A 25,808-nucleotide genomic window follows, 5' to 3' on the forward strand; every position below is an offset into this window, starting at 1 on the left:
AGCTTAAGGAGGATATCATTATGCGTGTTTTTGTCACTGGAGCGACAGGCTTCATCGGATCTGCGGTGGTACGCGAACTCCTCGATGCAGGGCATCAGGTCGTCGGGCTTGCCCGTTCGGACAAGGCCGCCGCAGCATTGACGGCTGCCGGTGCTTACGTACATCGGGGTGACCTGGATGATCTCGACAGTCTAAGAGACGGTGCCACTGCTGCGGATGGAGTCATTCATCTTGCTTTCGGACATGATTTCTCAGACTACGCCGGTGCGGTAGCAACAGATTTTCGCGCCGTCGAGACAATTGGGGAGGCGCTTAAGGGTTCCGGCAAACCATTCGTGAACAGCTCAGGCACATTAGCGCTCACCTATATCTCTCCAGGGCGTCTGGGGACAGAGGAAGATTTCGCCGAGGATGGGTCCCAAATACCCCGAATGGCATCGGAGAACGCTACGATCGCGCTAGCTGAGCTCGGGGTGCGGTCATCGGTCGTCCGTCTCGCACCGTCCGTGCATGGCGAGAGAAAGAAGGGTTTTGTCGGGACTCTGATCGATATCGCCCGCGACAAGGGCGTCTCTGCCTATGTGGGCGACGGGTCCAACCGCTGGCCGGCTGTGCACCGACTCGATGCCGCACACCTCTTCTGCCTCGCGTTAGAAAAGGCCTCGGCTGCCTCACGGCTACACGGGGTCGCAGATGAAGGGGTGCCATTCCGTGACATCGCCGGGGTCATCGGTAAGCACCTGAACCTGCCGGTGGTCAGCATATCCCGCGAAGAGGCAGGCTCACACTTTGGATGGCTTGGTGCCTTCGTGTCGCTCGACAACCCTACGTCGAGCGCATTGACCCAGGCACGTTTGGGATGGCGACCAGTGCACCCCGGACTAATTTCGAATCTCGAACAGGGGCATTACTTCAACAGTTGATCGTCCATCGTCTCTATCAGGGTCGAAGCGGTAGGAGTTTCGATGGCGGGAATACCTCTTAAGCCCCGAAATCGGATTGGACAGACTCCCTGCTGGATAGCATACTGGAACAGCAGGAGGATGAAATATGGAACGACGGAATTTTTCAGTGCAGTTTAAGCAGCAAATCGTTCGTGAGTGCTCTGAAACGGGAAACGTGTCTTTGGTGGCCAGGAAGCATGACCTGAATGCGAATATGGTTCGCCGCTGGATTAAGCAGGTGAATGGCAGCGCAATGTCGAGCCCCAAGACCAGGGGTAAGGTTACACATGCAACTGCTGAGGAACTGCAGGCTCTGCAAGCAGAACAGCAGCAATTGATTGCAGAAAATGAGCGGATGAAAAAGACAATGGGCGAACAGGCCCTTGAAATTTCCATCCTCCGTGACCTGTTAAAAAAAGCCAACCCTCACTTGCGGATAAAGTAGCGATTGCGCACAAGTGGATCACAGCCGGGTATCCAGTCACCATCGTGCTGCGCATCGTGGGGGTCTCTCGGTCCACTTATTATTATCAACAGACACACGAACCGAAGCCGAAAACGTCTTCCGGAGGGCGTCCTGCGACCCAATACACCTATACGAAGAATGGGCAAAAGATAAGCGACGAGCAGGTTAAGGAATGGCTTATGAACGCCATTGAGGGGGATGGTTTTGGATACGGGTATCTGAAGTTGACGCACTGGCTAAGGCGGGAGCACAACCTGGTTATCAACAGGAAGAAGGTATATCGCCTGTGTAAGGAACTCGGGGTTCTAAAGCCCCAACGGAAGATCAAGTCGAAGCATCCACGAAAGCTCGCCAGAAATCGTGAAGTCACAGAACCTAACCAACTTTGGGAGGTGGATATCAAGTATGGATACGTCCACGGTGAGGACCGGTTCTTCTTCGTGCTCTCTTACATCGACGTGTTCGACAGGGAGATTGTGGATTATCACATCGGACTGCGGTGTGAAGCGACAGATGCTGTGGATACGTTAAAACGGGCTCTGTGGAAAAGGCGCCTATTTGGCGGAACTCAGCAGTTACCCACAATCCGGTCCGACAACGGTCCACAGTTTGTCAGCATGGTCTTTGAATCGACATGTGAGCAACTGGAGGTGGAGCACGAAAGAATTCCGCCAAGGACGCCGAATATGAACGCACATATCGAATCTTTCCATAGGATCCTGGAAGATGACTGTCTGTCCAGGCACGAGTTTGCGAGTTATGCACAGGCATACCAAGCGGTAGTCGAGTTCATGGAGTATTACAATGGGCGTCGGATGCATTCGAGTCTGAATTTTCTATCACCATCCGAGTTCCACAAGGCACATGTTGAAACAGGTATCATGCCCAAGTCAAATGTGAAAGTCTAAGATAACGCTAGAAAACGGGAGCTATGTCCAGACTAAGGGTGTCAATCCGATACAACACAACTGGGGGATAGGAATGAACAGAATCGTCGCTCTGTTTTTTGGTGTTATGTTTGTCATTGGAACCGATATGTTCATCGCTTCACCCCTCTTGCCTACTCTTCGCAAGGCATTCGACGTATCGGTGGAAAGCTCAGGTTGGATAGTTTCTGCATACGCACTAGGGTATGCCGTGTTCGCGCTGCTTGCGGGACCACTCTCGGACGGCTGGAACCGCAAAAAAGTCCTTATAGTGGGCATGCTAGGCTTCGCCTTGTTTACCATGCTCTGCGGATTCGCCACGAGCTTCTGGTTATTGCTGCTTTTCCGCTTCCTGGCCGGGATCGGTGCTGCATTCGCTTCACCGCAAGTATGGGCTTCCATTCCGCAGCTCGTGCCGCCAAAACAAATCTTGAGAGCGATGGGGATCGCTACCGCCGGACTTGGCGTGTCTCAAGTGATCGGTGTGCCCATCGGAAGCTTTCTGGCCGTTTATGGCTGGCCGATTCCGTACATCACACTCGGAGCTTGTTCATTGGTCATCGTCGCTTTTGTCGCTTGGTCTATGCCCCCGGTTAAATCAGCGCTGCCCGAAGATCAAGCTGCGTCGATCGTCGGTCGCTACCGGGCGTTGCTGAGCTGACCGAGGCCCAAGTTGGCGTTTCTCTCGTATTTTATTCTTCAGCTTGGTAATTTCGCGGCACTTTCTTTTGTGGGAACTTGGCTTGCCGACAAATTCGGTCTCAGTATAGCGTCGATCGGCAGGGAGGTATTGTATTTCGGACTGGGCAATGTCCTGAGCAGTTTGTTCAGCAGCGGCCTGGTGCAGAAGATAGGAGTTAAGCGTTCCTACCTGATCGGTTCCCTCGTGCTCGTCGTTCTGTATACGGGTCTGTCCTTTCTCCCCAGTATGATGGCAGTCAGGATTACCTTTTTCCTCATTTATTTTCTTGGAGGGATGCTTTTCCCGATCATGATGAGCTTATTGCAGACTCTGTCCGTGACAGCGAGGGGCACAATCTCGTCGCTGGCCAACTCTTCCATGAACTTCGGGGCAACAATCGGAGCCTATGTAGCTGGCGTACTGTACGCCCACGTGAGCGGCTTCATGTCGGTCACCTTGTTTGCTGCACTCTGCTTTTTGATCTCCATGCTCCTTTTCCTCGCGAGCGGATTGCTTCCTTCCCGGCGGCAATCCGATTCCGGAAAAGTGGGAACCGTATAAACGCATCATGAAGACTAAACAGCTAAATCAATCCATTAAGATCAGGTTTCGCGACAATGCGAGACCTGCTATCTTAGTGTCAATCTAGTTGCAAATCTACTTGCACTCGGGGGCGAATATGCAAGAACGGTACTTCAGACCGATAGAATAAACATACGAAAATTTGTTTGAAATGAGCGTATTCGTCCTTATCATGGCACGCGAGTACCTCACATCAATACTTTCTGTCGCGTTGGTATACAATAGCGGTAATACCATCCAGAGAGGATGATTCACCCGTGAAACCCAACAACGGCGAACATGCATACACTAACCACCTTATCCACGAAAAATCCCCATACCTGTTGCAGCACGCCCACAATCCGGTCGACTGGTGGCCGTGGTGCGACGAGGCGTTCAAAATCGCCCGGAGGTACAACCGGCCGGTCTTTTTGTCTGTGGGCTACTCGTAGCCCTTCGGGGCTTCGAGTGGCAATAAACGGGAATGGAGTAATATATGGACCTGTCACTGGTGTCATGTCATGGAGCGAGAGTCTTTTGAAGATGAGGAAGTGGCGGCTGTCCTCAATCAGCACTTTGTTGCCATTAAGGTCGATCGCGAAGAGCGTCCGGATATTGACCAAATTTACATGACGGTGTGCCAGGCGATGACGGGCGAGGGCGGGTGGCCGCTGACGATTCTGATGACGGCCGACCAGGCGCCGTTTTTCGCCGGCACGTACTTTCCGAAGGAGGACCGCTTTGGGCGTCCGGGTCTGCTTCGGCTGCTGTCCAGCGTTGCGCGGGAGTGGGCGGCCAACCGCACGGAGATTGAACGAACCGGCACGGGCGTTGTCAGTCGGCTGAAGCCCTTTCTCGAGCAGTCCCAGCCGGGCGATGTGCGTGAACAATTGCTGCACGATGGCGCGTCGGCGCTGCTGGCGCGGTTTGATGCAGCGTATGGTGGATTTGGCGACGCACCGAAGTTTCCGACGCCTCACCAGTTGATGTTCCTCCTGCGCTATGCGCTTCGTTTTGGCCATGAGGAGGCCCTGCGTGCCGTGGAGCGGACATTGCTGGGCATGGCGCAGGGCGGCATCTATGACCAGATTGGCTATGGGTTTTCGCGATACTCGACCGATCGCCAGTGGCTGGTGCCGCACTTTGAAAAAATGCTGTATGACAACGCGCTGCTCGCGATTGTCTATACGGAGGCGTGGCAGGTCACCCGAAACCCAGCCTTCGCCGACATCGCCAAGCAGGTACTGACGTACGTGCTGCGGGACATGACACACCCAGACGGTGGGTTTTATTGTGCCGAGGATGCGGATTCTGAAGGGGTGGAAGGGAAGTTTTATGTGTGGACGCCCAATGAAGTTCGGGACGTCCTTGGCGATGAGGTGGGAAACCGCGTGTGCCGGTGGTTTCACATCACACAGGAAGGCAATTTTGAAGGCAAGAGCATTCCCAACCGGATTGGCGAGTCGCTGGACACCTTTCTGAACGAAGCGGCCATCGCGCCTGAACGGTGGCAGTCTGAATTGCAAGACGCGGTGCGCAAGTTGTTCGCCTATCGGGAGCGGCGGGTTCACCCGCACAAGGACGACAAGATTTTGACGTCGTGGAACGGCTTGATGATCGCGGCTTTTGCCACGGTCGGCCGGGTGTTTGGCGAGCGCGCTTACGTCGAGGCCGCCCGGCGGGCGCTCCAATTCATCCAGACGCGGTTGACGGATGCGGACGGCAGGCTGCGCTCCCGCTATCGGGACGGGCACGCAGCGTACCCAGGCTATCTCGACGACTACGCCTTTCTCATCTGGGGCTTGATTGAACTCTACGAGGCGACGTTTGAGCCGTCTTTTTTACGTCAGGCGGTGGCCTTCCAGGAGCAGCAATTGGCGCTCTTTCGGGATGAACAGGCGGGCGGGGGGTTTTACCTTACGCCAAGCGGGGGTGAGGCGCTCATCGCCAGGCCGAAGGAGATTTATGACGGCGCGATCCCGTCCGGCAATTCGGTGTCTGCCTACAATTTGCTGCGCCTGGCGCGGATGACGGGCCATGCGGCATTTGAACAGGCGGCGTCGGACGTGTTTCGCTCGTTTGCTGGCGATGTGGGGCACTACCCAGCGGGCCACACGTTTTATTTGCTGGCGCTGCAGTTCGCCCGCTCGCGAGGGCAAGACCTGGTGATTGCCGGATCACGGCACGATGCCGCGACCGTCGAGGCTTGCCGGGCCGTCCAGGAGGCGTTTCTGCCGCAGGCGGTCGTCCTGTTTCGAGATGAGTCGGCACAGGCGGATGCATTGACCGAAATTGCGCCTTTTCTGGCAGCGCAGCGGCCGGTGAATGGCAAGGTGACCCTTTATCTCTGTGAAAACTACGCTTGCCGCCAACCGACACACGATGTGAAGCAGGCGCTGGCGGAGTTAAACACGTAATTGGAGGGGGATGGCATTGGGAACGAAGTTTGTCCGTGTCCGGAAGAATTGGCGAGGGGAAATCACGCACCTGCTCACCAACGACGGGCAAGTCGTATCCATCCAGGAAGCGCGGCGCATGGCCATGAATGGCGAGGTGGATTCATTGACCGACGTCCACGCCGACGGGACGTGGGAGATTGATGCGACAGCAGGGACCAGTCAGTACGCAGAGGGCGCAAACCTGGACGAACTGCCTGAATTCTGAACACCATTCTCCAAGCGCGATAGCTCGTGGAGGCTGTCTCAGCAGCGTGGTCTGGGACAGTCTCGTTTTGTGTTTGGACACGAGGTGTGGAAACGCCTGGATGGAGGAAAAGTTTCGATCCTCACTTGGCAGGACTTGCACGTGGATTGACGAATTTGGAAACGTACCATCGAATCGCGTTGAAATTTGTAAATGTCTGTCGCTTCCATCATCCCGCATTGTCGCTTGTGTCGCACATTTCACGCACGAGCCGTACGATACATAGGAGCATTCCTGTAATGAAGTAATTCCGGGTTTGAGGCAAAGAAAACCTCCTGATAGTGTTGAGTTGGCACAGCAACACGAATCGGGAGGTCGTACGACAACATGAGTATATCGCAAAACCGTAAGATTCGCCGCATCACAGATTCAACCTTGGTCGTCGGTGCAGACATTGCCAAGAAAATACATGTGGCACGTGCGAGCAATGCGCGCGGTATTGAGCTTGGCAGGCCTCTGTCCTTTGACAATACCAGACGCGGCATGGAAAAGCTTCTTGCGTGGATGCGCACGCTCATGGCCGATCACGGCTGTGACAATGTGGTGTTCGGCGTCGAGCCCACCGGACACTATTGGATGAATCTAGCTCAATTTCTTCGCCAACACGGGATTGACGTCGTTCTGGTCAATCCCCTGCACGTGAAAAAGAGCAAAGAGCTGGACGACAATAATCCGACGAAGAATGACCACAAGGATGCCCGCGTCATCTCGCAGTTGGTCAAAGACGGACGCTACTCCGTACCCAACATCCCCAAGGATATCTACGCTGAGCTGCGCGTGGGGATGAACCAACGAGAGCGTCTAATCGAAGACCTCAAGCGAGTGCAGGGCCGTATCCACAACTGGCTCGACCGGTTCTTTCCGGAGTTTACGGAGGTATTTCGGGACTGGGAGGGTAAAGCAGCGCTGGTGTGTCTGCACGAGTGCCCTTGCCCACAGGACATTCAGGCTAAAGCAGCAGAAGACATTGTCCACATGTGGAGGGAACATGGCATTTCGCGGGGCGTTGGCAAAAAACGGGCCACATACCTTGTGGAAATGGCCTCCCAATCGGTTGGGTTAACCGAAGGACTGCAGATGGCACGCCAGGAGTTGAAGATGCTGCTTGACCAATATGACTTGTTGCAGGAGCAGTTAAGCGATCTGCTGGAGCAAATCGAGCGTTTGCTGGACCGAATTTCGGGAGCCGCTCAGATGCTCAGTGTACCTGGCGTGGGCGTCGTCACCGTGGCAGGATTCCTGGCCGAAGTGGAGGAACTGTCCGCCTACGAACACTGGCGACAGGTTCAAAAACTTGCCGGGTTCAATCTCAAGGAGAACAGTTCCGGCAAACACAAAGGTCAGACAAAGATCACAAAACGCGGACGGCCAAGATTACGCGCGTTGCTGTACCGCTGCGTGCTGATTCTGGTGGCAAAGAATCCACAGTTTCAGGCGCTGCACCAGTATTACACCACGCGTGTGGATAACCCGCTGCGGCCCATGTCGTCGCTGATTGCCCTGTGTTGTAAGCTGATTCGCATCTTGTTCACTCTCGGGCGTAAGCAAGTCCCATACGACCCTGAAAAGGCAATGGGACCCGTTCGCTCGGCTCAGCTGTTTGCTGCGTAACAAGGAATCGAAACTCGCTCAACCGTACGCAAGGGCTGCAATAGACAAACGAAGCACGGAGAAGCCGGTACGATACATTCCATTCGGGCCATGACCCTGCATAGGAGCTTAACTGGCCTCCACCCTTCGACAGGCTGAACGATGGAATGCAAAGGGCCGAAGTCAGGACCCTGTGAGACATGGGAGGGTACGCCGCGAAGGTGTTTGTGGAGATCCACGGTGCGACCAAATTTTTGAAAACGGGGAGTTATCCCCTATAGGGGACGCACAAACCATGTCCCGAAGATTCCCACTACGGGGAGTCTGACATCATTCGCCCGCTGAGTCAAATGCAAAATGCTACGAATGAGCGAGAAAACGAGAGATAACAAAAGATCATTGAGGGAGGTTGTACCTTGAAACGCCCAATTTGGATTGCGGTCTGCGCTGTGACGCTCGGCGCAGGCACCATGACGCTGCCCCTGCCTGTCTATGCCGCCGCTGAGCCGACCGTGCAACTTGGCAGTCAGAACAGTGCAGTCAAAACACTGCAAGGTGATTTACGGTCCTTGGGGTATTTTGATACCTCCGTGACCGGTTACTTTGGCAGTCAGACGAAAGCTGCCGTTGTGTCCTTCCAGCGCTCGAACCATCTGACAGCGGACGGGATCGTCGGGCCGATGACGTGGGCTGCCCTGCTTGGCTCATTATCATCCCGGGCGTCCTCTGGTTCATCGCCGGGATCGTCCGTTGGTGCGACGGGCACCAAGTCGTCCGTGCCCGGACTGACCGCGAAACCAATCATCGTGAATGGTGCGTCCCTGATGACGATGGATTCCTTTGTGCATGGTGGAACGACGTACATGCCCGTATCCTCGATGATTCAAATGTTGAACCACCTGAACATTCAGAGCACGTGGACCCATCAGCAATGGAACCTGACGGTCCCGGCGTCGGTGACGGTCGACCTGAACAACATCCACCTGCCAAGTGGGTCGTCCGGCATTGCGCTGAACGGAACGACCGTGATGCGCGTGAACGCGCTGTCCAACACCGACCCGAGCAATCCGAAGGCGGAGACAGACTACTTGCCCATTTACGACGTGGGGTTGGTGCTCAACCGCGTGGGGGTCGTGTCGGATTGGAATGGAGCGGCGTGGACCCTCGATGTACCGAGTTCGCTCATGGCGGCTTCCGGCACGGCCCAATCGGGCGGTGGGACGAGTTCCTCTGGAGGCAGTTCCGGGAGTGGCAGTTCCGGGGGAGGTAACTCCGGGGGAGAAACGACGCCTGCATACCCCCCCTTGGCTGCAAAATCGGTTGTGTTTAATGGCAAATCCATCGCGACGGTTCAGGCCTTTGCCCAGGGCGGCACCACCTACATGCCGGTGGACAGCTTGTCGAATGTCTTGAGCCAGCTGGGTGTGCAGACCAAGTGGTCGGGCAGTGTGTGGCAGTGGACGTTTCCGTCTTCGTTCTCGTTGGATTTGAGTGATTTGAGTGTTCCGGCGGGAACGGTGTCCATCACGTTTAACGGGACCACGGTGATGCGCGCCACCCCGGAAACGAATGTGGATCCGAACCAGGCAGGGGCGACGGTTGACTACGTGCCCATCTACAACCTGCAGCAGGCGTTAAAGCGTGCGGGCATCCAGTCGACTTGGGACGGAGCGACCTGGACGATGAGCACCGTCGCATCCGGGTACACGACTTTTTCCAAGGCAGGCAAACCGCTGAGCACCTATGCGACGGCGGCGGCCGCGGAGAGCGCCGTTGCCAGTGATGCCGGTGCCTACGTGGAGGACCCGTCCGGCAAGAAGGTCTACACCGTCCCGGACTTTGAAGCCTTTTCCGGTCCGGGCCAGCTGCAGGGAGACTACACGACGCAGTCGGCTGCGGCGGCGGCCGTCGCGCAGCAGTCCAACGGCTACGTGGTCGATGCGGTGAAGGGCACGGTCGTGAAAATGCCTTCGAACACCTATACTGTGAACAGCAGCGGCGATTGGACCAGCACCGCCTACGGCTGGCTGGGCACCTTCACGCCCGCGTGGGCGCAGTCTGGGGACGTGTTTTTGGTGACGGATTCTTCGAATTCGCCGTACATGAATCAATTCTTCCTGCTCTCCCAAAATGGGAAGTATGTAGGGAAGAATGAAGGGACGTTCGAGAACCCGTTCCGGACGGTGGATTTGCGATTTGCAGCCCCTGCGAGTGTCACGGCCGCGCAAATTGATGGGTTTTATGCGGAGAACAATTCACCACTGCAAGGGTTGGGGCAAGCCATCATCGAGGCGCAAAATACGTATGGTGTCAACGCGACGTATTTGTTGGCGCATGCGATTGAGGAGACCGGTTGGGGGAAAAGCCTTATCGCGGAGCAGAAAAACAATCTGTTTGGGTACGGCGCGTTTGATTCCAATCCGGGTCCTGACGCGGGCATGTTCCCTTCCAACGAATACGCCATCATTTTTCAGGCCTGGGAAGTCCGCAACAACTACCTGAACCCGGGCAGCAGCAATTTTTATCAAACGCCCACCTTGGATGGCATGAATGAGCATTACGCGACGAGCCATACGTGGTCCACCTCCATTGCAACCCTGATGAACGAGTTCATGAGTCAGACCAACGGGTCGATTTCGGGTTACACGCAGTACGCGCCAAGCAACAACGCGCCGACGCCAGCAGTTACCGTCGAACCGGTCTATCAGATGAATGGAGCGACGGGCACGGTGCTTGCCAATCCGTCCAAGAACCTGCCGGTGTACCCGCTCCCCGGGGTGAGCAGCGAAGCCGCGTTTCCCGGGACGCTTGCAAACGGCTCGTCCGGTGTCGCCGTAAGGGAGCTGCAGGAGGCACTCAATCAAAACGGGGCCAACCTGACGGTGGACGGCAGCTATGGTCCGTTGACAGCAGCGGCAGTCTCGGCCTACCAGGCATCGCACCAGCTGTCTGTGACCGGGATCTGCACGCAAGACGTGTGGAACAGCTTGTTCCCCAACAGCGCATCTGCATCGGTGCCGTCGTTGCCGGTTGGGTCAACGGTCACGATTGATGAGATGGAACAGGGAATGGATGGTGGTTTGGTCACAGAATGGTACCACATCACAGCGGGCAGTATTTCAGGGTGGGTGGATTCGAGCTACGTGCAGTTCACAAACGTGTACCGAGCGATGGCGAAGTCGGGTTACAGCATTCCCGTCTACAGCTCGGAGTCTGCGTCCGGCACACCCGTGATGACGTTGCATACCGGGGACTTTGTGGTGGCGCCGAGTCCGAGTGCGGACGCCAAGGGCTTCATCACCGTTCAACTGGTCAATCAGAACAACAACAATGGCACGACATACACGAATGAAGGACAAGCCTTTACCGGGTACATCAGTGCCGCGAACGCAAGTTTAGCCGCGCTTGCGCAATCGGCGTCCGGCACCTCGTGATAAAGCCCTGGGTGCGGCGTGGCTACCGCACCCACACAGACACGAGAAATGCCACGAACATCAACCCGCCGAAGCGAAGCAAGTGACCGGATGTGCCTTTGACGGCGCTGTGCAGCTTGGCGGGTTCCGTAAACCGGAAAAACTGACGCGTCGGAAAGATGGCCGACGGGGCGGCCAGGATAACCAACAGCGCCCAGGGCGTAATGTCCTTCCAGAGCACCAGCGCGATGACCATCAAGTAACTCACGGCAAACACGGTGGCCAAGAGGATTCGGCCGCGATGGCGTCCGATGAGGATCGCGATGGTGCGCCGGCCGCCGACCTTGTCTTGATCCATATCGCGAATGTTGTTGCCGAGCAGGATGGAGCCAATGAGCAGGCCGATGGGAATCGACACCAGCGCGGCCTTTCCGTCGATGAACCCCGTTTCCAGGTAGAACGCCAGCAGCACAATCGTCGGCCCCATCGCCGTGGCAGCCGCCAGTTCACCGAACGGGGTGTAGGCGAGCGGGTAAGGGCCTCCGGAGTACAGGTAGGCGACAGCCATGCAGGCGATGCCAACCAGCGCGATGATCCAGGTTGTGCTTGCACAAATGTACACTCCGAGCAGCACCGCGATGGCGATGCACAACCAGCCCAGCCGAAGCACGGTTTTCGGGGCGACGCCGTCGCGCACAATGGTTCCGGAAATCCCGACCATGTCTTCCGTGTCGAGGCCGCGTTTATAGTCAAAGTACTCATTAAACATATTGGTTGCAGATTGGATGAGTACAGAAGCAATCAAAAATGCGATAAATAGACCGATGCGGGCGTATCCCATTGCCCACGCAAGACCGCTGCCGACAAACACCGGCACCAGCGAGGCGGTGAGGGTGAATGGGCGAAACAACCGCCATCCGATGTCAAATCGTTGACGCCATGTCATGGACGGGCCACCTCTCGATAGAATTTGAACCACCTCACATCATAGCAGATGAGCCAGCACAGAGCCACCGACCTGCGCTTTTGGACGCGGGCCAAGTTTTGCTATACTAAATGGGTTCAGAGACACTGGCCGGCTGCCCAGCGGGCAGAGGCTGGTGGAATGAGGAAACCGGAGGCGAGTCCATATGACCCTGCAATGGGAGACTGTTAAAGAATATCAGGACATTTTATACGAGCGTGCGGAAGGCATTGCGAAAATTACGATCAACCGTCCGGAAGTACGCAACGCATTTCGGCCTGAGACGGTCAAGGAACTCATCGATGCATTCAATCATGTTCGGGACGACGAGACGACTGGCGTGGTCTTGTTCACCGGCGCTGGCGACAAAGCCTTCTGTTCGGGCGGCGACCAGCGCGTGCGCGGCATCGGCGGGTACGTCGGCAACGACGACCAAGTGCCGCGGTTGAACATTCTCGACGTGCAGAAGCAGATTCGGGCGCTGCCGAAGCCGGTCATCGCGGTTGTCGCCGGCTACGCCATCGGCGGGGGCCACGTATTGCACGTGTGCTGCGACTTGACCATCGCGGCGGACAACGCGATTTTCGGCCAGACAGGCCCGAAGGTCGGGAGCTTCGACGCCGGGTATGGGTCCACCTTGCTCGCACGCATTGTGGGTCACAAGAAGGCGCGTGAAATTTGGTACCTGTGCCGGCAGTACAACGCGCAGCAGGCCCTGGAGATGGGGCTGGTGAACGCCGTGGTGCCGCTGGAACGGCTGCATGACGAAGCCATTCAGTGGGCCAAGGAAATTTTGGAGAAGAGCCCCATCGCGATTCGGTTCCTGAAAGCGGCCTTTATCGCCGACACCGACGGGCTGGCTGGGCTGCAGCAACTGGCTGGCGACGCCACCATGTTGTACTACATGACGGAAGAAGCGCACGAAGGGAAAAACGCATTTCTGGAAAAGCGGAAACCGGACTTTTCCAAGTTCCGCCGCCTTCCTTGACAAACTGCGGACGAACCGGAGGGTCACAGGCTGTCTGTGGCCCTTTTCGCTCGTTCTTGCGAATCAGGCTACGTGACGTTTGGAGTTGGAGTGAATGAGCATGACGCAGCAGTTGCCAGACTGGTTGTCAAGGCGGGCTGAGGGAAACGAGAAGACCGTCGCGATCGAAAACGGCCCAGTCCGCTTGACGTATGGGCAATTGTGGGAACAAGCCACCCGTACGGCCGGGTGGCTGTCTGAACTGGGCGTCGACCGGGGAGAGCGGGTTGCGGTTCTCGTCCGCCAGGGGCATTTGTACGCCGTCGCAATGCACGGACTGATGCAGCTCGGTGCTGTGCTGGTGCCCATCAACCGGCGGCTGGCCCCGCCGGAGGTGGCCTGGCAGCTGCAGGACGCCGGGGTGCGGGTGCTGCTGCACGATGGTCCCGCGGCGGACCAAGCGCTGGCCATTCGGGACGCTGCGAATGAACTGGCGTGGCGCGTGGCTTTGCACCCTTTGGACGAGCGCCCGGAACCGTCCGAGCGAGTGGCACGGCAATACGTGCGGTTGGACGAGACACACGCGATTATCTACACCTCCGGAACGACAGGACATCCGAAGGGCACCCTAATTACGTATGGGAACCACTGGTGGGGCGCACTGGCATCGGCGCTGCAGCTCGGTCTGCATGCGGGCGACCGGTGGCTGTCGCCGATGCCGCTGTTTCACGTCGGTGGGTTGGCCGTCCTCATGCGGTCGCTGATTTACGGTACGACGGCGGTGCTGCACGACCAGTTCGATCCGGCTTTGGTGAACGAGGCCATCGACCGGGGGGACATCGACCTGGTGTCTTTGGCACCAGCCATGCTCCAACGCATGCTGGCGGAGCGAGATGCGCCCTATCCGCCGCGCTTTCGGTGCGCGCTGCTCGGCGGCAGTGCGGCACCCCGGCCGCTGTTGGAGCGCTGCCTGGCACTGGGCGTACCCGCTTTGCAGAGCTACGGGTTGACGGAAGCCAATTCACAGGTGGCAACCCTGGCGCCGGCGGATGCACTGCGCAAACTAGGGTCCTCCGGCCGGCCCTTATTGCCGACGGAAGTGGAAATCCGTGTGGAGGGCCGACGTGCGAAGCCCGGTGAAGAAGGAGAAATTGTGGTGCGCGGGCCGACAGTCACGCCCGGGTACTTCAACCGGCCGGATGCGACTGCGGCTGCATTTGAGGATGGATGGTTCCACACGGGTGACATCGGCAGGATGGACGAGGAAGGCTACTTATACGTGCTGGATCGGCGCAGTGACCTCATCATTTCAGGCGCCGAAAATGTGTATCCGGCAGAGGTGGAATCCGTCTTGATGTCGCACGACGCAATCGTCGAGGCGTGTGTGGTGGGACAGCCGGATGAGCGCTGGGGGCAAGTGCCTGTCGCCTTTCTGGTCGCAGCGGCCGACTCTGACCGGGTGCCGGACGAGGCGCTTCGCACCTACTGCCGCGAACGTCTCGCAGGATACAAAGTACCGGTTGCCTTTCACTGGGTGGACACCCTCCCGCGAAATGCATCCGGAAAATTGCTGCGCAAGGCTGTGAGAGAATGGCTGAACAAGTGATGATTCGAACACAAGGAACGAACCCGCTGCACATGGTGGACGCTTTCGATGCGGCCTTCGAGCGCTTCGCTCTGCAAGCCCAGTTGGCACCCCGCGAAGCGGGTGTCGCCGTCCTGCGGGTCACTGCGGCGGTGGAAGAGACTTGGATGTATCAGCTGCTTCGGGCGCTGGAGAAGCGCCTGGCGGCCTCGGCCCCATCGACGGATGAAGCGGTGGTCTATTGGCGCGATGTGGACGATACCCGGGTATTGTCGGTCGGCGCAGCGGTTGTCAAGCAGGTGATGGGTCCCGAACGGTTTGAAGCGTGTCGAGCGGTTGTCCTCGGGACGCCCCTGTTGACGTTCGACCAGCCTGCGGTATCCCCCAGGTGGTTTCTGGGCGCGGCTTTTGCGGCCGCCAACCGGGCGCATCCCTGGGAAGCGTGGCCGGATGCACAGGTGCTGCTGCCGCGCTGGACTTTCGAGCGCCGGGCAGACGGCGAGGGAACGCTGACCAGCTGCTTCCAGGTCGATCCGGCCGCCAATTGGACGGAGCTGCGCGAGACGCTGCGGGCGGAGTTGACCACGCTGGTGTTGCAGGGGGCGGCAGCGGGCGTGCCCAAGGGCGGGAGTGACCCGGCAGTCTCGGCGCGTGAGGCGCTTGATGCGCGTGAGGCATCGGCGGGCTCCGTGAGCGGCGGCGCGATCGACAGGGGACATCCCGAGGGTGCAAAGCAGTACGATGGTGACAAGCACTACATGGACGCCGTGGCGAAAACCGCCGAAGAAATCGCGCAAGGCCAGTATACGAAGGCGGTCCTGGCGCGGCGTGCGACCACCGTCCGGCCGCCTGGACTGACGTTGGACAAGGTGCTGCAGGCGTTGACGAATCGCTACCCGAATACGTTTGTGTACGCCTTTCACGGCCCCGGCGCTTGGTTTGTGGGGGCCAGTCCGGAGCGGCTCGTGCGGGTGGAGGCGGGTCAAGTGACGGTGGATTGCCTCGCAGGCACGGTGGCCACGGGTGCGGATGACGCAGAAAGCGAAGCGCTGTTTGCGCAGTTGTTCAACAGCCGCAAGGACCGCGCGGAACACCAAGTCGTGGTCCGGTCCGTCACGGAAACGCTCGCCAGCGTTCTGGCGGAGGTGAACGTACCCGCAGAACCGTCCCTGAAGAAACTGCAGAATGTCCAGCACCTGTGGACCGAAGTCCGCGGGCGGGTGCGGCCTGGCGTGACCGCGTTGGACCTGGCAGCCCGGCTGCATCCAACCCCTGCGGTGGCGGGCGTGCCGCGCGACGTCGCGCTGCAGGTGATTGCGGCGAGAGAGTCGATGGATCGCGGCTGGTATGCGGGCCCGATTGGCTGGCTCACGGCGTCGGGAGACGGCGAGTTTGCGGTGGCGCTGCGGTCCGCCTTGTTCAAGGGTGACGCCGTGCATCTGTACGCGGGCGCAGGCATCATGGGGGATTCTCAGCCTGCGGCAGAACTGCGGGAGACGGAACTGAAGCTGCAGGCCGTCCGGAATGCGATTTTTGAAGAGCACGCATAGCATGTGTCCGAACCGTGCGGTTCGGTCCTGATGGAGGGGCACAGGATGGCAGAAAATGCCGATCTGACAGTCGTTTATACATTCGTCGAGGCGCTGAGGAGAGCCGGCGTGGCGGATGTTTGCATCTCGCCAGGATCGCGATCGACCCCGCTCACCCTGGCGTTTGTGCGCACCGGGGCGTTTCGTGTGTGGACCTTGCTGGATGAGCGGTCTGCCGGATTTTTCGCGGTTGGTCTGGCCCGCGTCGGGCGGCCGGCGGCATTGGTGTGCACGTCGGGATCGGCGACTGCGAATTACCATCCGGCCGTGATGGAAGCGAGTGCGGCGCGGCTGCCGCTGATTGTCCTGACGGCGGACCGTCCGCCGGAGCTGCACCACGTCGGCGCGAACCAGACCACGCAGCAGCTGGATGTCTACGGACACCTGGTGAAGTGGTCGGTCAACATGCCGGTTCCGCTTGATACACCCGCCTTGCACCAGCATGCGGAGGCGACGGCTTGGCGCCTGGTCCAGCTGGCGACCACAGCGCCGCAGGGGCCGGTGCACCTCAACTGGCCGCTGCGGGAGCCGTTGATTCCGCCGCCGTACCAGGCGGGCGGGCGCCATCGCGTCGTTCAGTCGGTTGCCGGTGCCAAGCTCACGCCGCACGATGGGGTGCTGGACGACCTCGCGCGTGTGTTCGCTTCGTCCAGCCGGGGGCTGATGGTCTGTGGGCCGCAGGGCGACCCGAAGGTGGCGGAGGCGGTGCTCCAGCTTGCGAGACGCCTGCGTGTCCCGGTGGTGGCAGATGTGCTGTCGCAGGCTCGCAGGGCGGTGCCAGCGGAGGATGAACTGTGTATTGTGGACTTGTACGATGTCTGGATTCGCGACAGAACGGTGGCGGAAGCAATGACCCCCGACTGGGTGCTGCGCGTCGGTGCGGCGCCAACGTCCAAGGGGCTGCTGCAGTTTCTGGAGCGGGCCCGGTCGGCGCGGCAGATTGTGGTCGATGATGACCCGAACTGGCGTGATCCGGCCTTCTCTGCGACCGATGTGGTGCTGGGGGATGTGGCCTGGACGTGCCGGCGGCTGGCGGAAGTGGCGGCGCCTGCAGGAGACCTGACGTGGCTCCGTCAGTGGCAGGACATCAGCCGTCGTGCGCGGCAGGCGTTTGAGCGTGTATCCCAGCAAGTGCTGGCCGGTGCTGGTGCTGCTGGCGAACCATCCACGGGGCTGGCGTTTGAAGGCCAGTTGTTCTCCGAGCTGGCACCCCTGTTGACGGAACAGCACCAACTGTTTTTGGGCAACAGCATGCCTGTGCGGGACGCGGAAAGTTTCCTGCCTGCGCTGCCGGTCGGTGTCCGTGTGCTTGCGAACCGCGGGGTGAGCGGCATTGACGGCGTGGTGTCGAGCGCGGTCGGCGCATCCGCGGGAAGCGGCAGGCGCACCGTGCTGGTGATTGGCGACGTCTCGTTTTATCATGACCAAAACGGACTGCTCGCAGCGGTGCGCAACGGACTGGATGTCGTGGTTGTCCTGGTCAACAACGGCGGCGGCGGGATTTTCTCGTTTTTGCCGCAAGCCGCTTACCCGGATACGTTTGCCCACTTCCGCACGGAACACGGCCTGGAATTCGAACCGATTGTACGGATGTACGGCGGTGTCTATCGTTGTCCGCAGTCCCTGGAAGCCGTCCGGTCGGCGCTGTCGGAAGCGCTCGATGCGCCGGGGCTGCAGGTGGTGGAGGTCAAAACCGAGATCGAACGCAACGTCGCGGTGAACCGAGCGGTGGTCCAAGGGGTGCAGGCGGCGGTGCGGGAGGCGTTGTCATGAACGAACAGTCGGTGTTGGTAAACGGCTGCCGGTACTTTGTCCGGACGGCGGGCACCGGTCCTGCGTTGCTCTTGCTGCACGGGTTTACCGGGAGCAGCCGTACCTGGGAACCGCTGATGCAGGCGTTGTCTGGCGCGTTTCGGATGGTTGCGGTAGACTTGCTGGGACATGGGCAAACGGATGCGCCAGCGGACGCGGCACGCTACAGCACGTCCGAGACGGTTGGTGATTTGGTGACCCTGATGCAGGGGCTGGGTCACGACCGGTTTGGCGTCGTGGGGTATTCGATGGGGGGGCGCATCGCCCTCTCGCTCACCATGATGGCACCCGTCCATGTGACGCGTTTGTTCCTGGAAAGCGCTTCGCCTGGCTTGCGGACGGATGCCGAACGGGCGGACCGGGTGGCGCGGGATGAGGCGCTGGCTGCGTACATCGAATCGGCGGGCATCGAGGCGTTTGTCGACCGTTGGGAACAAACGCCCCTGTTCGCCACCCAAGCCAGCCTACCTGAAGCGGTACGGGCGCGGCAGCGGGCCATTCGCTTGTCGCAGCGGCCGCGCGGTTTGGCCAACAGCCTGCGGGGGATTGGCACCGGGGCGCAGCCCTCCTGGTGGGGACGCCTGGACGCCATTTCTGCCCCGGTGCTGCTGCTGACGGGGGCGCTCGACACCAAGTTTTGCGCGATTGCACGGGACATGGCTGCAAACATCCCGTCTGCCCTGCACATCACGGTGGATGGGGCTGGGCACACGGTGCACCTGGAACAACCGGAGGCGTACATCGAGCAGGTGCGTCAATTTTTCCAGGAGGTGGAGGTTTGATGAGGCAGGGACGATGGCTTGCGGCCGCACTTGCGGCGGTCCTTCTGACGGCAGGGTGCGGTGTGTCACAAGGCGGTGCATCAAACAGTGCAGGGGAGGCCAATCGCAGCGCGGACGCCGGTACCAACGCGGCCACAGCGAGTGCGCCGAGTGCCATCGCTGTCCCCGGTCATCCTGCCCCTGCCTTTACGCTCACCAACCTGCAGACCGGGCAGTCTGTCTCGCTGTCGCAACTGCTCGGCAGCAAACCCATCATCCTCAATGTGTGGGCCTCCTGGTGCCAGCCGTGCAACGCGGAGACCCCTGACCTCGTGCACGCTGCACAGCAGTACGGGCAGCAGGTGCAGTTCGTCGGGGTCAATCTCACTTCCCTCGACTCGGCCGATAAAGCCAAGGCGTTCGTGGCCAAGTACCATGTTCCATACACGGTCCTGTCGGATGCAAAGGGCACTTTTTACGATACATACGGAATCACAGCGGTTCCAACGACTTACGTCATCAGCCCCAAGGGCATCGTGGTTGCGGTGCACACGGGGCAAATTGTCTCTCAGCAGGCGGTCACGGCCATCGTCAAGGAAGCCATGAGCGCGACGTAACTGGCGGGAACGTGCTGAGGGATGATTTCACGCTGATTGCAGCGGGGTGGAGATACGAGCGGTGGAGATGTAAGAGGCTGTGCCAAATGCCCGGAGCGGGTGCGGCACAGCCTCGTTCGATTGAGTCAAGTCTCGCATCGCGTGCATCACGTCGTGTATCGCCTGCACATGACGCGCGGGCGACTTGCGAACGTCAGCCCTTCTGCTTCGAGAGCCAGGCGACGACTTCTTTCACCTGGTTCGGGTCGGACAGACCGCCGTTTGGCGGCATACCGCCCATGCCCTTCTGAACAAAACCTAAAATCTGCGACTCGCTCCAATAGTGGCCGATGGCGTAAATGGGCGGTCCGACTTTACCCTCTGCGGAGGACCCGTGGCAGGCTGCGCAGGTTTGCTCGAAAATCTGGTAGCCAGGGTCTGACGTGTCCACCAAATGAATTTGCGAAGCAGGTTTTTGCGGAATCTCTACGATTTGCGTCGGGATCGCCGTTCCAGATGTGCCGCTTGCGGATGTCGGGGTCGCGTTTCCACTGGCGGTTTGATTCACAGATGTCTGAATCGCCGGATTTTTGGCCAGGTTCCGGTGGGTGATATCGTTCGGCAAACCGATGTACGCGACAACCCAGACAATAATGCCGACCAGTGCTCCGAGCGTGACGACCATAATGCCCACGGGTGATAACTTCATGACCGATCCTCCATTTCCGTAGAGGGTGCCGAACCACAGGATGTCTTCAGTATAGCGGTGTCTCGCGGGTGAAAAACAGTCCAAGTCCAACGGGATGCGCGCGGGTTGTGTTCAGGTGTCGGTGAATTGACACAACGTTCGCACACTCTCTTATTAAAAATACAAGTTTTGGCCATGTTTTTTCAACCACTCGCGCGCATTTTGCGTCTCCGGGAAGAAGCGGTACACGTGCTGCCAGAAGGCGCGCGAATGGTTCATCTCGAGCCTGTGGCACAATTCATGGACGACGACGGAGTCGATGACGAATGGGGGTGCCATGACCAGCCGCCAGTTGAAGTTCAGGCTGCCCTTGCTGCTGCAGCTGCCCCAGCGGGATTTTTGATCACGGATTCGCACAGCGTGGTAGGTGACCTGGATACGGTTGGCCCACGCGGCAACGCGCGTCGTGAGGTCGTCCTGGGCCAGTTGGCGCAGCCACGACACGAGTGCGTGACGAGCGGCGGGATCGGCAAGACTTTGGCCCGGCCCCGTGATGGTCATACAATCTCCTTGAAGCGCCACAGACCAGGACCGGCCCGGTTCGAAGCAAAGTTTTCGGTCAATCCCGAACACAGGGAACGGACGCTGGTACCAAGGCGGTTGTGCCTGCCGTTCGCGGTCGCGCGCCTGCCACTGCTCAATCTGTCGTTGGTGCTGCTTCAGAATCCGCTGGATGGTTGCGTCTGTCGTGTGCACCGGCACGCGAACGCGGAGGTGTCCGTCCACAAATTCCAGTGTCACGGTCTTGCGCCGCCGCGGGGAGCGGATAATTTCGATTGGAATCGACACAGTCACAGGCGTCTGCCTCTCGTTTCAAAGTGTGATGTGCATCAGACAAGCTATGCAGGAAAATGAGTATGATGCTATTTTTACAAAGTCTTTACACGCCATCAATATAGGCTTTACAACCGACTGATAATGTTTCCGTGGTAGGACACGATACTCGTAACACGGTGTCGAAATCAAGGGGGAGTTGTCAATGAACCGCAGTATCGCGAAATGGGCAACAGGCGCAGCAGCAGTTGCAGTGCTCGCAACAGTTGTGGGTTGCGGCAATGCATCTACGAACAACACGGCCGGAAACGGCACCAGCAACGCAACGACTGGCGGCGCCGCCGCGAAAGTCACATTGAACGAAGTTGGTTCTTCGCTGTTATATCCTTTGTTTGCGCAGGAATGGGTGGCCGCCTACAAAAAGGTGGAACCAAGCGTGACCATCAACGCAGCGGCTGGCGGCAGCGGAAAGGGCATCTCTGACGCAACTTCGGGCAATGCACAAATCGGCGCGTCCGATGCGTATCTGCCCCCTTCAGCGGGTCAAAACATGGAAAACATCCCGCTCGCGATTTCTGCACAGCAAATCATGTATAATTTACCTGGCGTCACGGGTCACCTGAAACTGACGGGCGACGTGTTGGCCAAGATTTACCTCGGACAAATCAGTTACTGGGACGATCCAGCCATTCAAAGTTTGAACAGCGGCGTTTCGCTGCCGCATCAGAAGATCATCCCGGTGTATCGTTCTGATTCCAGCGGCGACTCGTTCTTGTTCACGTCGTTCCTGAGCGATACGAATGCAACTTGGAAGAGCAAGGTCGGTGAAAACACCGCTCCGTCTTGGCCTTCCGTGGCTGGCAGCGTTGGTGCGAACGGCAACGACGGGGTCGTGGCTGCGCTGGCTCAGAATAAGTACAGCATTGGTTACGTGGGCATCAGCTGGCTCGACCAGGCAACCCAGAAGGGGCTTGGATACGCGGCGCTGCAAAACAAGGCTGGCAATTTTGTCTTGCCGACGACGGCGAACATTCAGGCTGCGGCCAACGCGCAAGTGGACAAGACTCCGGCGAACGAATCCATCTCGCTCATTGATGGCCCGGGTGCCAATTCGTATCCGATTATCAATTTTGAGTATGCCATCGTGAACACACAGCAACCCGATGCGAACACGGCTGCGGCGCTGAAGAAATTCCTGGACTGGGCGATCAGCCCGACCGGAGGGAACACTTCGAAGTACCTGTCGCCCGTTCACTTCCTGCCGCTGCCCTCGAAGATTGAGACGCTCAGTCAGGCGCAGATCGACAAAATTGGAAGCTGAGTTGGGTCATGCCGCTTGGTGCGGCATCGGGATTCGGTTTGACGACGGGAGTGGAAAGTGGCTTGCGAAGGGTATCGAACAGGTCCAAGCTGGCTGACAAAGTATTCCTCGTGGCTACTGGCATTTGTGCCAGTAGCCCCGTCGTGTTTTTGTTAGCCATTACGATGACAGTTCTCATTCAAGCGGAACCTTCCATGCGCTATATGGGATGGGGCTTTTTGACGCACATTCAATGGAATCTGGGTAACTTGTACGGGATGCCGATGCACAAGAACGGTGTCTCCTTTATGCAGGGCGCGACGTTTGGTGCGCTGCCGTTCATTGTTGGAACGTTGGCTTCCTCGGTGATTGCACTCATCATCGCGGTGCCGGTCTCGATTTTTACGGCGATGATTCTTGCCTACCAGGTCCGAGGGTGGCTGGGCTCTTTGCTGTCGATTCTGGTGGAACTGCTCGCAGGGCTGCCGAGTGTCGTGATTGGCTTGTGGGGCATCACGGTCCTGGCGCCCTGGGTTGGGAAGCAGTTCGGACCGCTGCTGACGCACATTGGCGTCGTCATTCCGATTTTCAAGGGGCCGGTGTACACGGGCATGGGCTTGTTGACCAGCGGGATCACCCTTGCACTCATGATTATTCCAATCATTACGGCCACAACGCGGGATTTGATGAGCCGCGTGCCAGTGTTGTACCGGGAGGCAGGCATTGGGCTGGGCATGACAAGCTTTGAAGTCGTTCGCATTGTCTGTCTGCCCTTGATTCGCGACGGATTGGTCGGTGCGGTGGCGCTTGGCTGGGGCCGCGCCATGGGTGAGACGATGGCCGTGCTGATGGTCAGCGGCAATGCGTCCAACTACTTGCCGCACAACATCTACAGTCCCATTTCCACGATGGCTTCCGCGATTGCCGCGCAGCTCGATAGTGCACTGACTGACATGACGCACATGGCGGTGCATGCGCTGGCTGAACTGGCGTTGGTGCTGTTGATTATCACGGTGCTGACCAACTGGCTTGCCCGCTTGCTGGTGAATCGGGCCAGCCGGCGGCGCGGTCGGGTAAGGGGGGCGAACGCGTGAAACACGTGCGAAGGCGGAGACGCCGTGTCGGCGGGTACATCGGCTGGGGCTTTGGCTGGCTTTGTACGGCGCTCGTTCTGTTCGGGTTGATTGAGGTGTTGGCCACCATTGTTTGGAAGGGCGTGACCTCATTCCGGTGGAGCATGCTCTGGACGGTGACCACCGGTACGGGCGGCGGTTTGGAAAACGCGATTCTCGGCACATTCCTGCTCGTGCTCATTTCCACGATTATCGCCGCGCCTCTTGGCATCTTGGGCGGCGTGTTCATTACGGAGTTTGCGCATTCTCGCATTGCGTCCGGCATACAATTCATTGCGGAGGTCCTGTCCGGGGTACCCTCCATCGTCATTGGATACTTTGGCTATCTGCTCATGGTACTTCGGTGGGGATGGCAATTCTCCGCGCTGGCCGGCGGCATCGCGCTGACGATCATCATGCTGCCGTACATTTTGCGTACGACGCAGTCGAGTCTTGAACAGGTGCCGACAGCGCACCGGGAAGCGGCTTGGGCGCTGGGAATGACCAAGTTTCAGGCCATCACAAAAGTGTTGTGGCGGCCGGCGGCTGGAAGCATCGCCACCGGCGTGCTGCTGGCCATCGGCATCAGCATGGGCGAAACGGCGCCGCTCCTGTATACAGCCGGGTGGTCCACTGCGAACCCGACGCTGCAATTGACGCACCAGGAAGTGCCGTACCTGACGTACGTGGTTTGGGATTACATCAATCAGCCCTATCCGTCGGCACAGGCACTGGCGTACGCGGCGGCGTTTGTATTGCTGGTCCTGATTCTCATCATCCATTTGGTGGTTCGCGCAGCATTCTCGCGTCGTACCGTTCGCGACTAACCGATGTTGGATCCCCACGCTCCGTGAAACAAGCGAGATGGGTTCGTGATGGTGCGGCTGCCTGGTCTGAGGCGGCCGTCTTTCATGGGAAGAGCTTGCTGCACATACGACTCGACCGGGGATGGGAAAGATGACAATATCCATCCGTTTTCGATCACGCCGGTACAGGCACCACCCGAGTGGTGAATTTGCTGGAAATGATCTATAGTGTGAATTGCTGCGGTCCAACGGCTTGCAGCTTTCAACTGGCGGCGGCAGGGGGGCGGCGAAGTGACAAAGGTACTTGTTGTGACTGCGTCGTTCGGAGACGGCCACAATCAGGCAGCTCGCGCGATTCAGGAAGCGGTGGAGCGGCTGGGGGCGGTCGCGGAGGTTGCAGACTACACCAAGTGGCTGCATCCGGTGGTTCGGACCATCACGAAGTTCAGTCTCATGCAAGGCGTGCAGAAGGTCCCGGCGCTCTATGGTGTTTTTTATCGGTCCATGGCTCGGATGAATCCGGACTCGCCGCTGCAGCACCGCCTGTACCGTCTGGGGATGCGGGAGTTCAAAGCATGCCTGCGCGCGGTGCGGCCGGACGTCGTCGTCAGCACCTTTCCAACGCCGGGCGGCGTGCTCTCCGAGCTTCGCAGCGCCAGGTTCACGGACGTGCCGAGTACTGTGGTGTTGACCGACTACACGTTCAATGCCCAGTATGTCACGAAAAATACCGATCATTACTTTGTCCCCTGTGATGATGTGAAGGCGGATTTTGTGGCGTACGGCGTTCCTGAGGCGCGTATTTCGGTGACTGGGATTCCCATTCGTTCGCAATTTACCGGTGAGCGGATGGCCAAACTGCTGGCTTCGCGCGACGAACGACGCGTTGCCATGGGATTGTCGCCTGACAAGCCGCTGGTCATTCTGATGGGCGGCGGGGCAGGTGTATTAGGCGATCCCGGTGAATGGGAGAGTGTGATTGGCGCTTCGAGCGCCCAGTTTGTGGTCATTTGCGGCACCAATGAGCGGCTGCGGCGCCGGTTTGAGCCGCTGGCGTCAAACCGCGTGCGCGTGCTGGGTTACACGCAGGATATTGAAACCTGGATGTCCATGGCCGACTTGCTGGTCAGCAAGGCCGGCGGGATCTCGGTGACAGAGGCCTTGGCGGCTGGACTGCCGATGCTCATCTATCGTCCGATTCCCGGACAGGAAGTGGCGAATGCTGCATTCGCGGTCCGCACGGGTGCGGCCAAGCTCGTCTCCAGCATCGGCGAAGCGGCACGCTTTCTGGACCACGTCTATGAACAGCGGCACGTGCTGGAGGGCATGCGAGCGGCCGCACGCCGGCAGGATGTTGGGCGCGCCAGTGCGCAAATTGCCAAGAAGGTGCTGGAACTGGCGAAGGCATCCAGGGCTGTCTCTGTTCAACGACAAGCGAAATCATGACGCGCCGGGCCTTTTCGGATGCCCGAAGGACAATTCTGGTTGAGAAACAGGTCTGTTTGGCGG

At 58.8% G+C, this 25,808-nt stretch carries 22 protein-coding genes; 19 read left to right on the forward strand and 3 right to left on the reverse strand.

The genetic code is table 11. The annotated features are described in order from the left end of the window. Nucleotides 1-20: 20 nt before the first annotated feature. The 9 genes from JI721_RS14540 (at nt 21) to JI721_RS14575 (ending at nt 11,306) form a co-directional block, all read left to right on the forward strand. A complete protein-coding gene (locus JI721_RS14540) occupies nt 21-923 on the forward strand; it encodes an SDR family oxidoreductase (RefSeq protein WP_274455577.1) in 903 nt (300 codons plus the stop codon). A 127-nt stretch (nt 924-1,050) separates the two neighbouring features. Further along, a protein-coding gene (locus tag JI721_RS14545; protein ID WP_274455578.1) for an IS3 family transposase occupies nt 1,051-2,318 on the forward strand; the annotation gives its coding sequence in 2 pieces (ribosomal slippage) (nt 1,051-1,372 and nt 1,372-2,318; 1,269 coding nt in all). 73 nt (nt 2,319-2,391) lie between these two features. Continuing rightward, nucleotides 2,392-2,997 (forward strand): MFS transporter, encoded by a 606-nt coding sequence (locus tag JI721_RS14550; RefSeq protein ID WP_274455579.1) that lies wholly within the window; start codon nt 2,392-2,394, stop codon nt 2,995-2,997. A gap of 12 nt (nt 2,998-3,009) precedes the next feature. Then, on the forward strand, nt 3,010-3,579 hold the full coding sequence (locus JI721_RS14555; RefSeq protein WP_274455580.1) for an MFS transporter: 570 nt from the start codon (nt 3,010-3,012) through the stop codon (nt 3,577-3,579). A gap of 278 nt (nt 3,580-3,857) precedes the next feature. Continuing rightward, nucleotides 3,858-4,031 carry a DUF255 domain-containing protein gene (locus JI721_RS17355; RefSeq protein WP_407654034.1) on the forward strand — a complete coding sequence of 58 codons (174 nt, stop codon included), beginning with the start codon at nt 3,858-3,860 and terminating at the stop codon, nt 4,029-4,031. Nucleotides 4,032-4,100: 69 nt separating this feature from the next. Further along, nucleotides 4,101-5,996: a thioredoxin domain-containing protein gene (locus JI721_RS14560; RefSeq protein WP_407654035.1), complete on the forward strand. Its 1,896-nt coding sequence runs from the start codon at nt 4,101-4,103 to the stop codon at nt 5,994-5,996. A 16-nt stretch (nt 5,997-6,012) separates the two neighbouring features. Beyond that, entirely contained in the window at nt 6,013-6,243 is a 231-nt protein-coding gene (locus JI721_RS14565; RefSeq protein WP_274455581.1) for a hypothetical protein, read from the forward strand. Nucleotides 6,244-6,609: 366 nt separating this feature from the next. Beyond that, nucleotides 6,610-7,893 carry an IS110 family RNA-guided transposase gene (locus JI721_RS14570; RefSeq protein ID WP_274454631.1) on the forward strand — a complete coding sequence of 428 codons (1,284 nt, stop codon included), beginning with the start codon at nt 6,610-6,612 and terminating at the stop codon, nt 7,891-7,893. Nucleotides 7,894-8,288: 395 nt separating this feature from the next. Continuing rightward, complete coding sequence (locus JI721_RS14575; protein WP_274455582.1) at nt 8,289-11,306, forward strand: peptidoglycan-binding protein; 3,018 nt, start codon at nt 8,289-8,291, stop codon at nt 11,304-11,306. A 22-nt stretch (nt 11,307-11,328) separates the two neighbouring features. Here the strand turns inward: JI721_RS14575 and JI721_RS14580 are convergent, their stop codons facing one another. Further along, complete coding sequence (locus tag JI721_RS14580; RefSeq protein ID WP_274455583.1) at nt 11,329-12,231, reverse strand: 1,4-dihydroxy-2-naphthoate polyprenyltransferase; 903 nt, start codon at nt 12,229-12,231, stop codon at nt 11,329-11,331. Between the two features lie 184 nt (nt 12,232-12,415). On the opposite strand from JI721_RS14580, the gene menB reads away from it, so the two are divergent. The 6 genes from menB (at nt 12,416) to JI721_RS14610 (ending at nt 19,580) form a co-directional block, all read left to right on the forward strand. Then, nucleotides 12,416-13,237, forward strand: a complete 822-nt coding sequence (gene menB, locus JI721_RS14585; protein ID WP_274455584.1) for a 1,4-dihydroxy-2-naphthoyl-CoA synthase — start codon at nt 12,416-12,418, stop codon at nt 13,235-13,237. A gap of 100 nt (nt 13,238-13,337) precedes the next feature. Next, a complete protein-coding gene (locus tag JI721_RS14590; protein WP_274455585.1) occupies nt 13,338-14,822 on the forward strand; it encodes an o-succinylbenzoate--CoA ligase in 1,485 nt (494 codons plus the stop codon). After that, nucleotides 14,807-16,351 (forward strand): isochorismate synthase, encoded by a 1,545-nt coding sequence (locus JI721_RS14595; protein WP_274455586.1) that lies wholly within the window; start codon nt 14,807-14,809, stop codon nt 16,349-16,351. The genes JI721_RS14590 and JI721_RS14595 overlap by 16 nt, the downstream gene beginning before the upstream one ends. A gap of 45 nt (nt 16,352-16,396) precedes the next feature. Continuing rightward, complete coding sequence (menD, locus tag JI721_RS14600; RefSeq protein ID WP_274455587.1) at nt 16,397-18,163, forward strand: 2-succinyl-5-enolpyruvyl-6-hydroxy-3-cyclohexene-1-carboxylic-acid synthase; 1,767 nt, start codon at nt 16,397-16,399, stop codon at nt 18,161-18,163. Further along, entirely contained in the window at nt 18,160-18,984 is an 825-nt protein-coding gene (gene menH, locus JI721_RS14605; protein ID WP_274455588.1) for a 2-succinyl-6-hydroxy-2,4-cyclohexadiene-1-carboxylate synthase, read from the forward strand. Before menD ends, menH begins: the two co-directional genes overlap by 4 nt. Then, complete coding sequence (locus tag JI721_RS14610; RefSeq protein ID WP_274455589.1) at nt 18,984-19,580, forward strand: TlpA family protein disulfide reductase; 597 nt, start codon at nt 18,984-18,986, stop codon at nt 19,578-19,580. Before menH ends, JI721_RS14610 begins: the two co-directional genes overlap by 1 nt. Before the next feature lie 193 nt (nt 19,581-19,773). Here the strand turns inward: JI721_RS14610 and JI721_RS14615 are convergent, their stop codons facing one another. After that, nucleotides 19,774-20,268, reverse strand: coding sequence for a c-type cytochrome (locus tag JI721_RS14615; protein ID WP_274455590.1), 495 nt, complete (start codon nt 20,266-20,268; stop codon nt 19,774-19,776). 153 nt (nt 20,269-20,421) lie between these two features. After that, the gene (locus JI721_RS14620; RefSeq protein WP_274455591.1) at nt 20,422-21,102 is read right to left on the reverse strand and encodes a M48 family metallopeptidase; all 681 of its coding nucleotides are present in this window, start codon (nt 21,100-21,102) and stop codon (nt 20,422-20,424) included. Nucleotides 21,103-21,286: 184 nt separating this feature from the next. On the opposite strand from JI721_RS14620, the gene pstS reads away from it, so the two are divergent. From pstS to JI721_RS14640, 4 genes are all read left to right on the forward strand, one after another. Next, nucleotides 21,287-22,402, forward strand: coding sequence for a phosphate ABC transporter substrate-binding protein PstS (gene pstS, locus JI721_RS14625; protein WP_274455592.1), 1,116 nt, complete (start codon nt 21,287-21,289; stop codon nt 22,400-22,402). An 8-nt stretch (nt 22,403-22,410) separates the two neighbouring features. Further along, the gene (pstC, locus tag JI721_RS14630) at nt 22,411-23,475 is read left to right on the forward strand and encodes a phosphate ABC transporter permease subunit PstC (protein ID WP_274455593.1); all 1,065 of its coding nucleotides are present in this window, start codon (nt 22,411-22,413) and stop codon (nt 23,473-23,475) included. After that, the gene (gene pstA, locus JI721_RS14635; protein ID WP_274455594.1) at nt 23,472-24,320 is read left to right on the forward strand and encodes a phosphate ABC transporter permease PstA; all 849 of its coding nucleotides are present in this window, start codon (nt 23,472-23,474) and stop codon (nt 24,318-24,320) included. The genes pstC and pstA overlap by 4 nt, the downstream gene beginning before the upstream one ends. A gap of 270 nt (nt 24,321-24,590) precedes the next feature. Further along, nucleotides 24,591-25,745 carry an MGDG synthase family glycosyltransferase gene (locus tag JI721_RS14640; protein WP_274455595.1) on the forward strand — a complete coding sequence of 385 codons (1,155 nt, stop codon included), beginning with the start codon at nt 24,591-24,593 and terminating at the stop codon, nt 25,743-25,745. The last annotated feature ends 63 nt before the right edge of the window (nt 25,746-25,808 follow it).

Origin of the sequence: Alicyclobacillus cycloheptanicus, assembly GCF_028751525.1 — a bacterium.
In the GTDB taxonomy this organism is placed as follows: domain Bacteria; phylum Bacillota; class Bacilli; order Alicyclobacillales; family Alicyclobacillaceae; genus Alicyclobacillus_L; species Alicyclobacillus_L cycloheptanicus.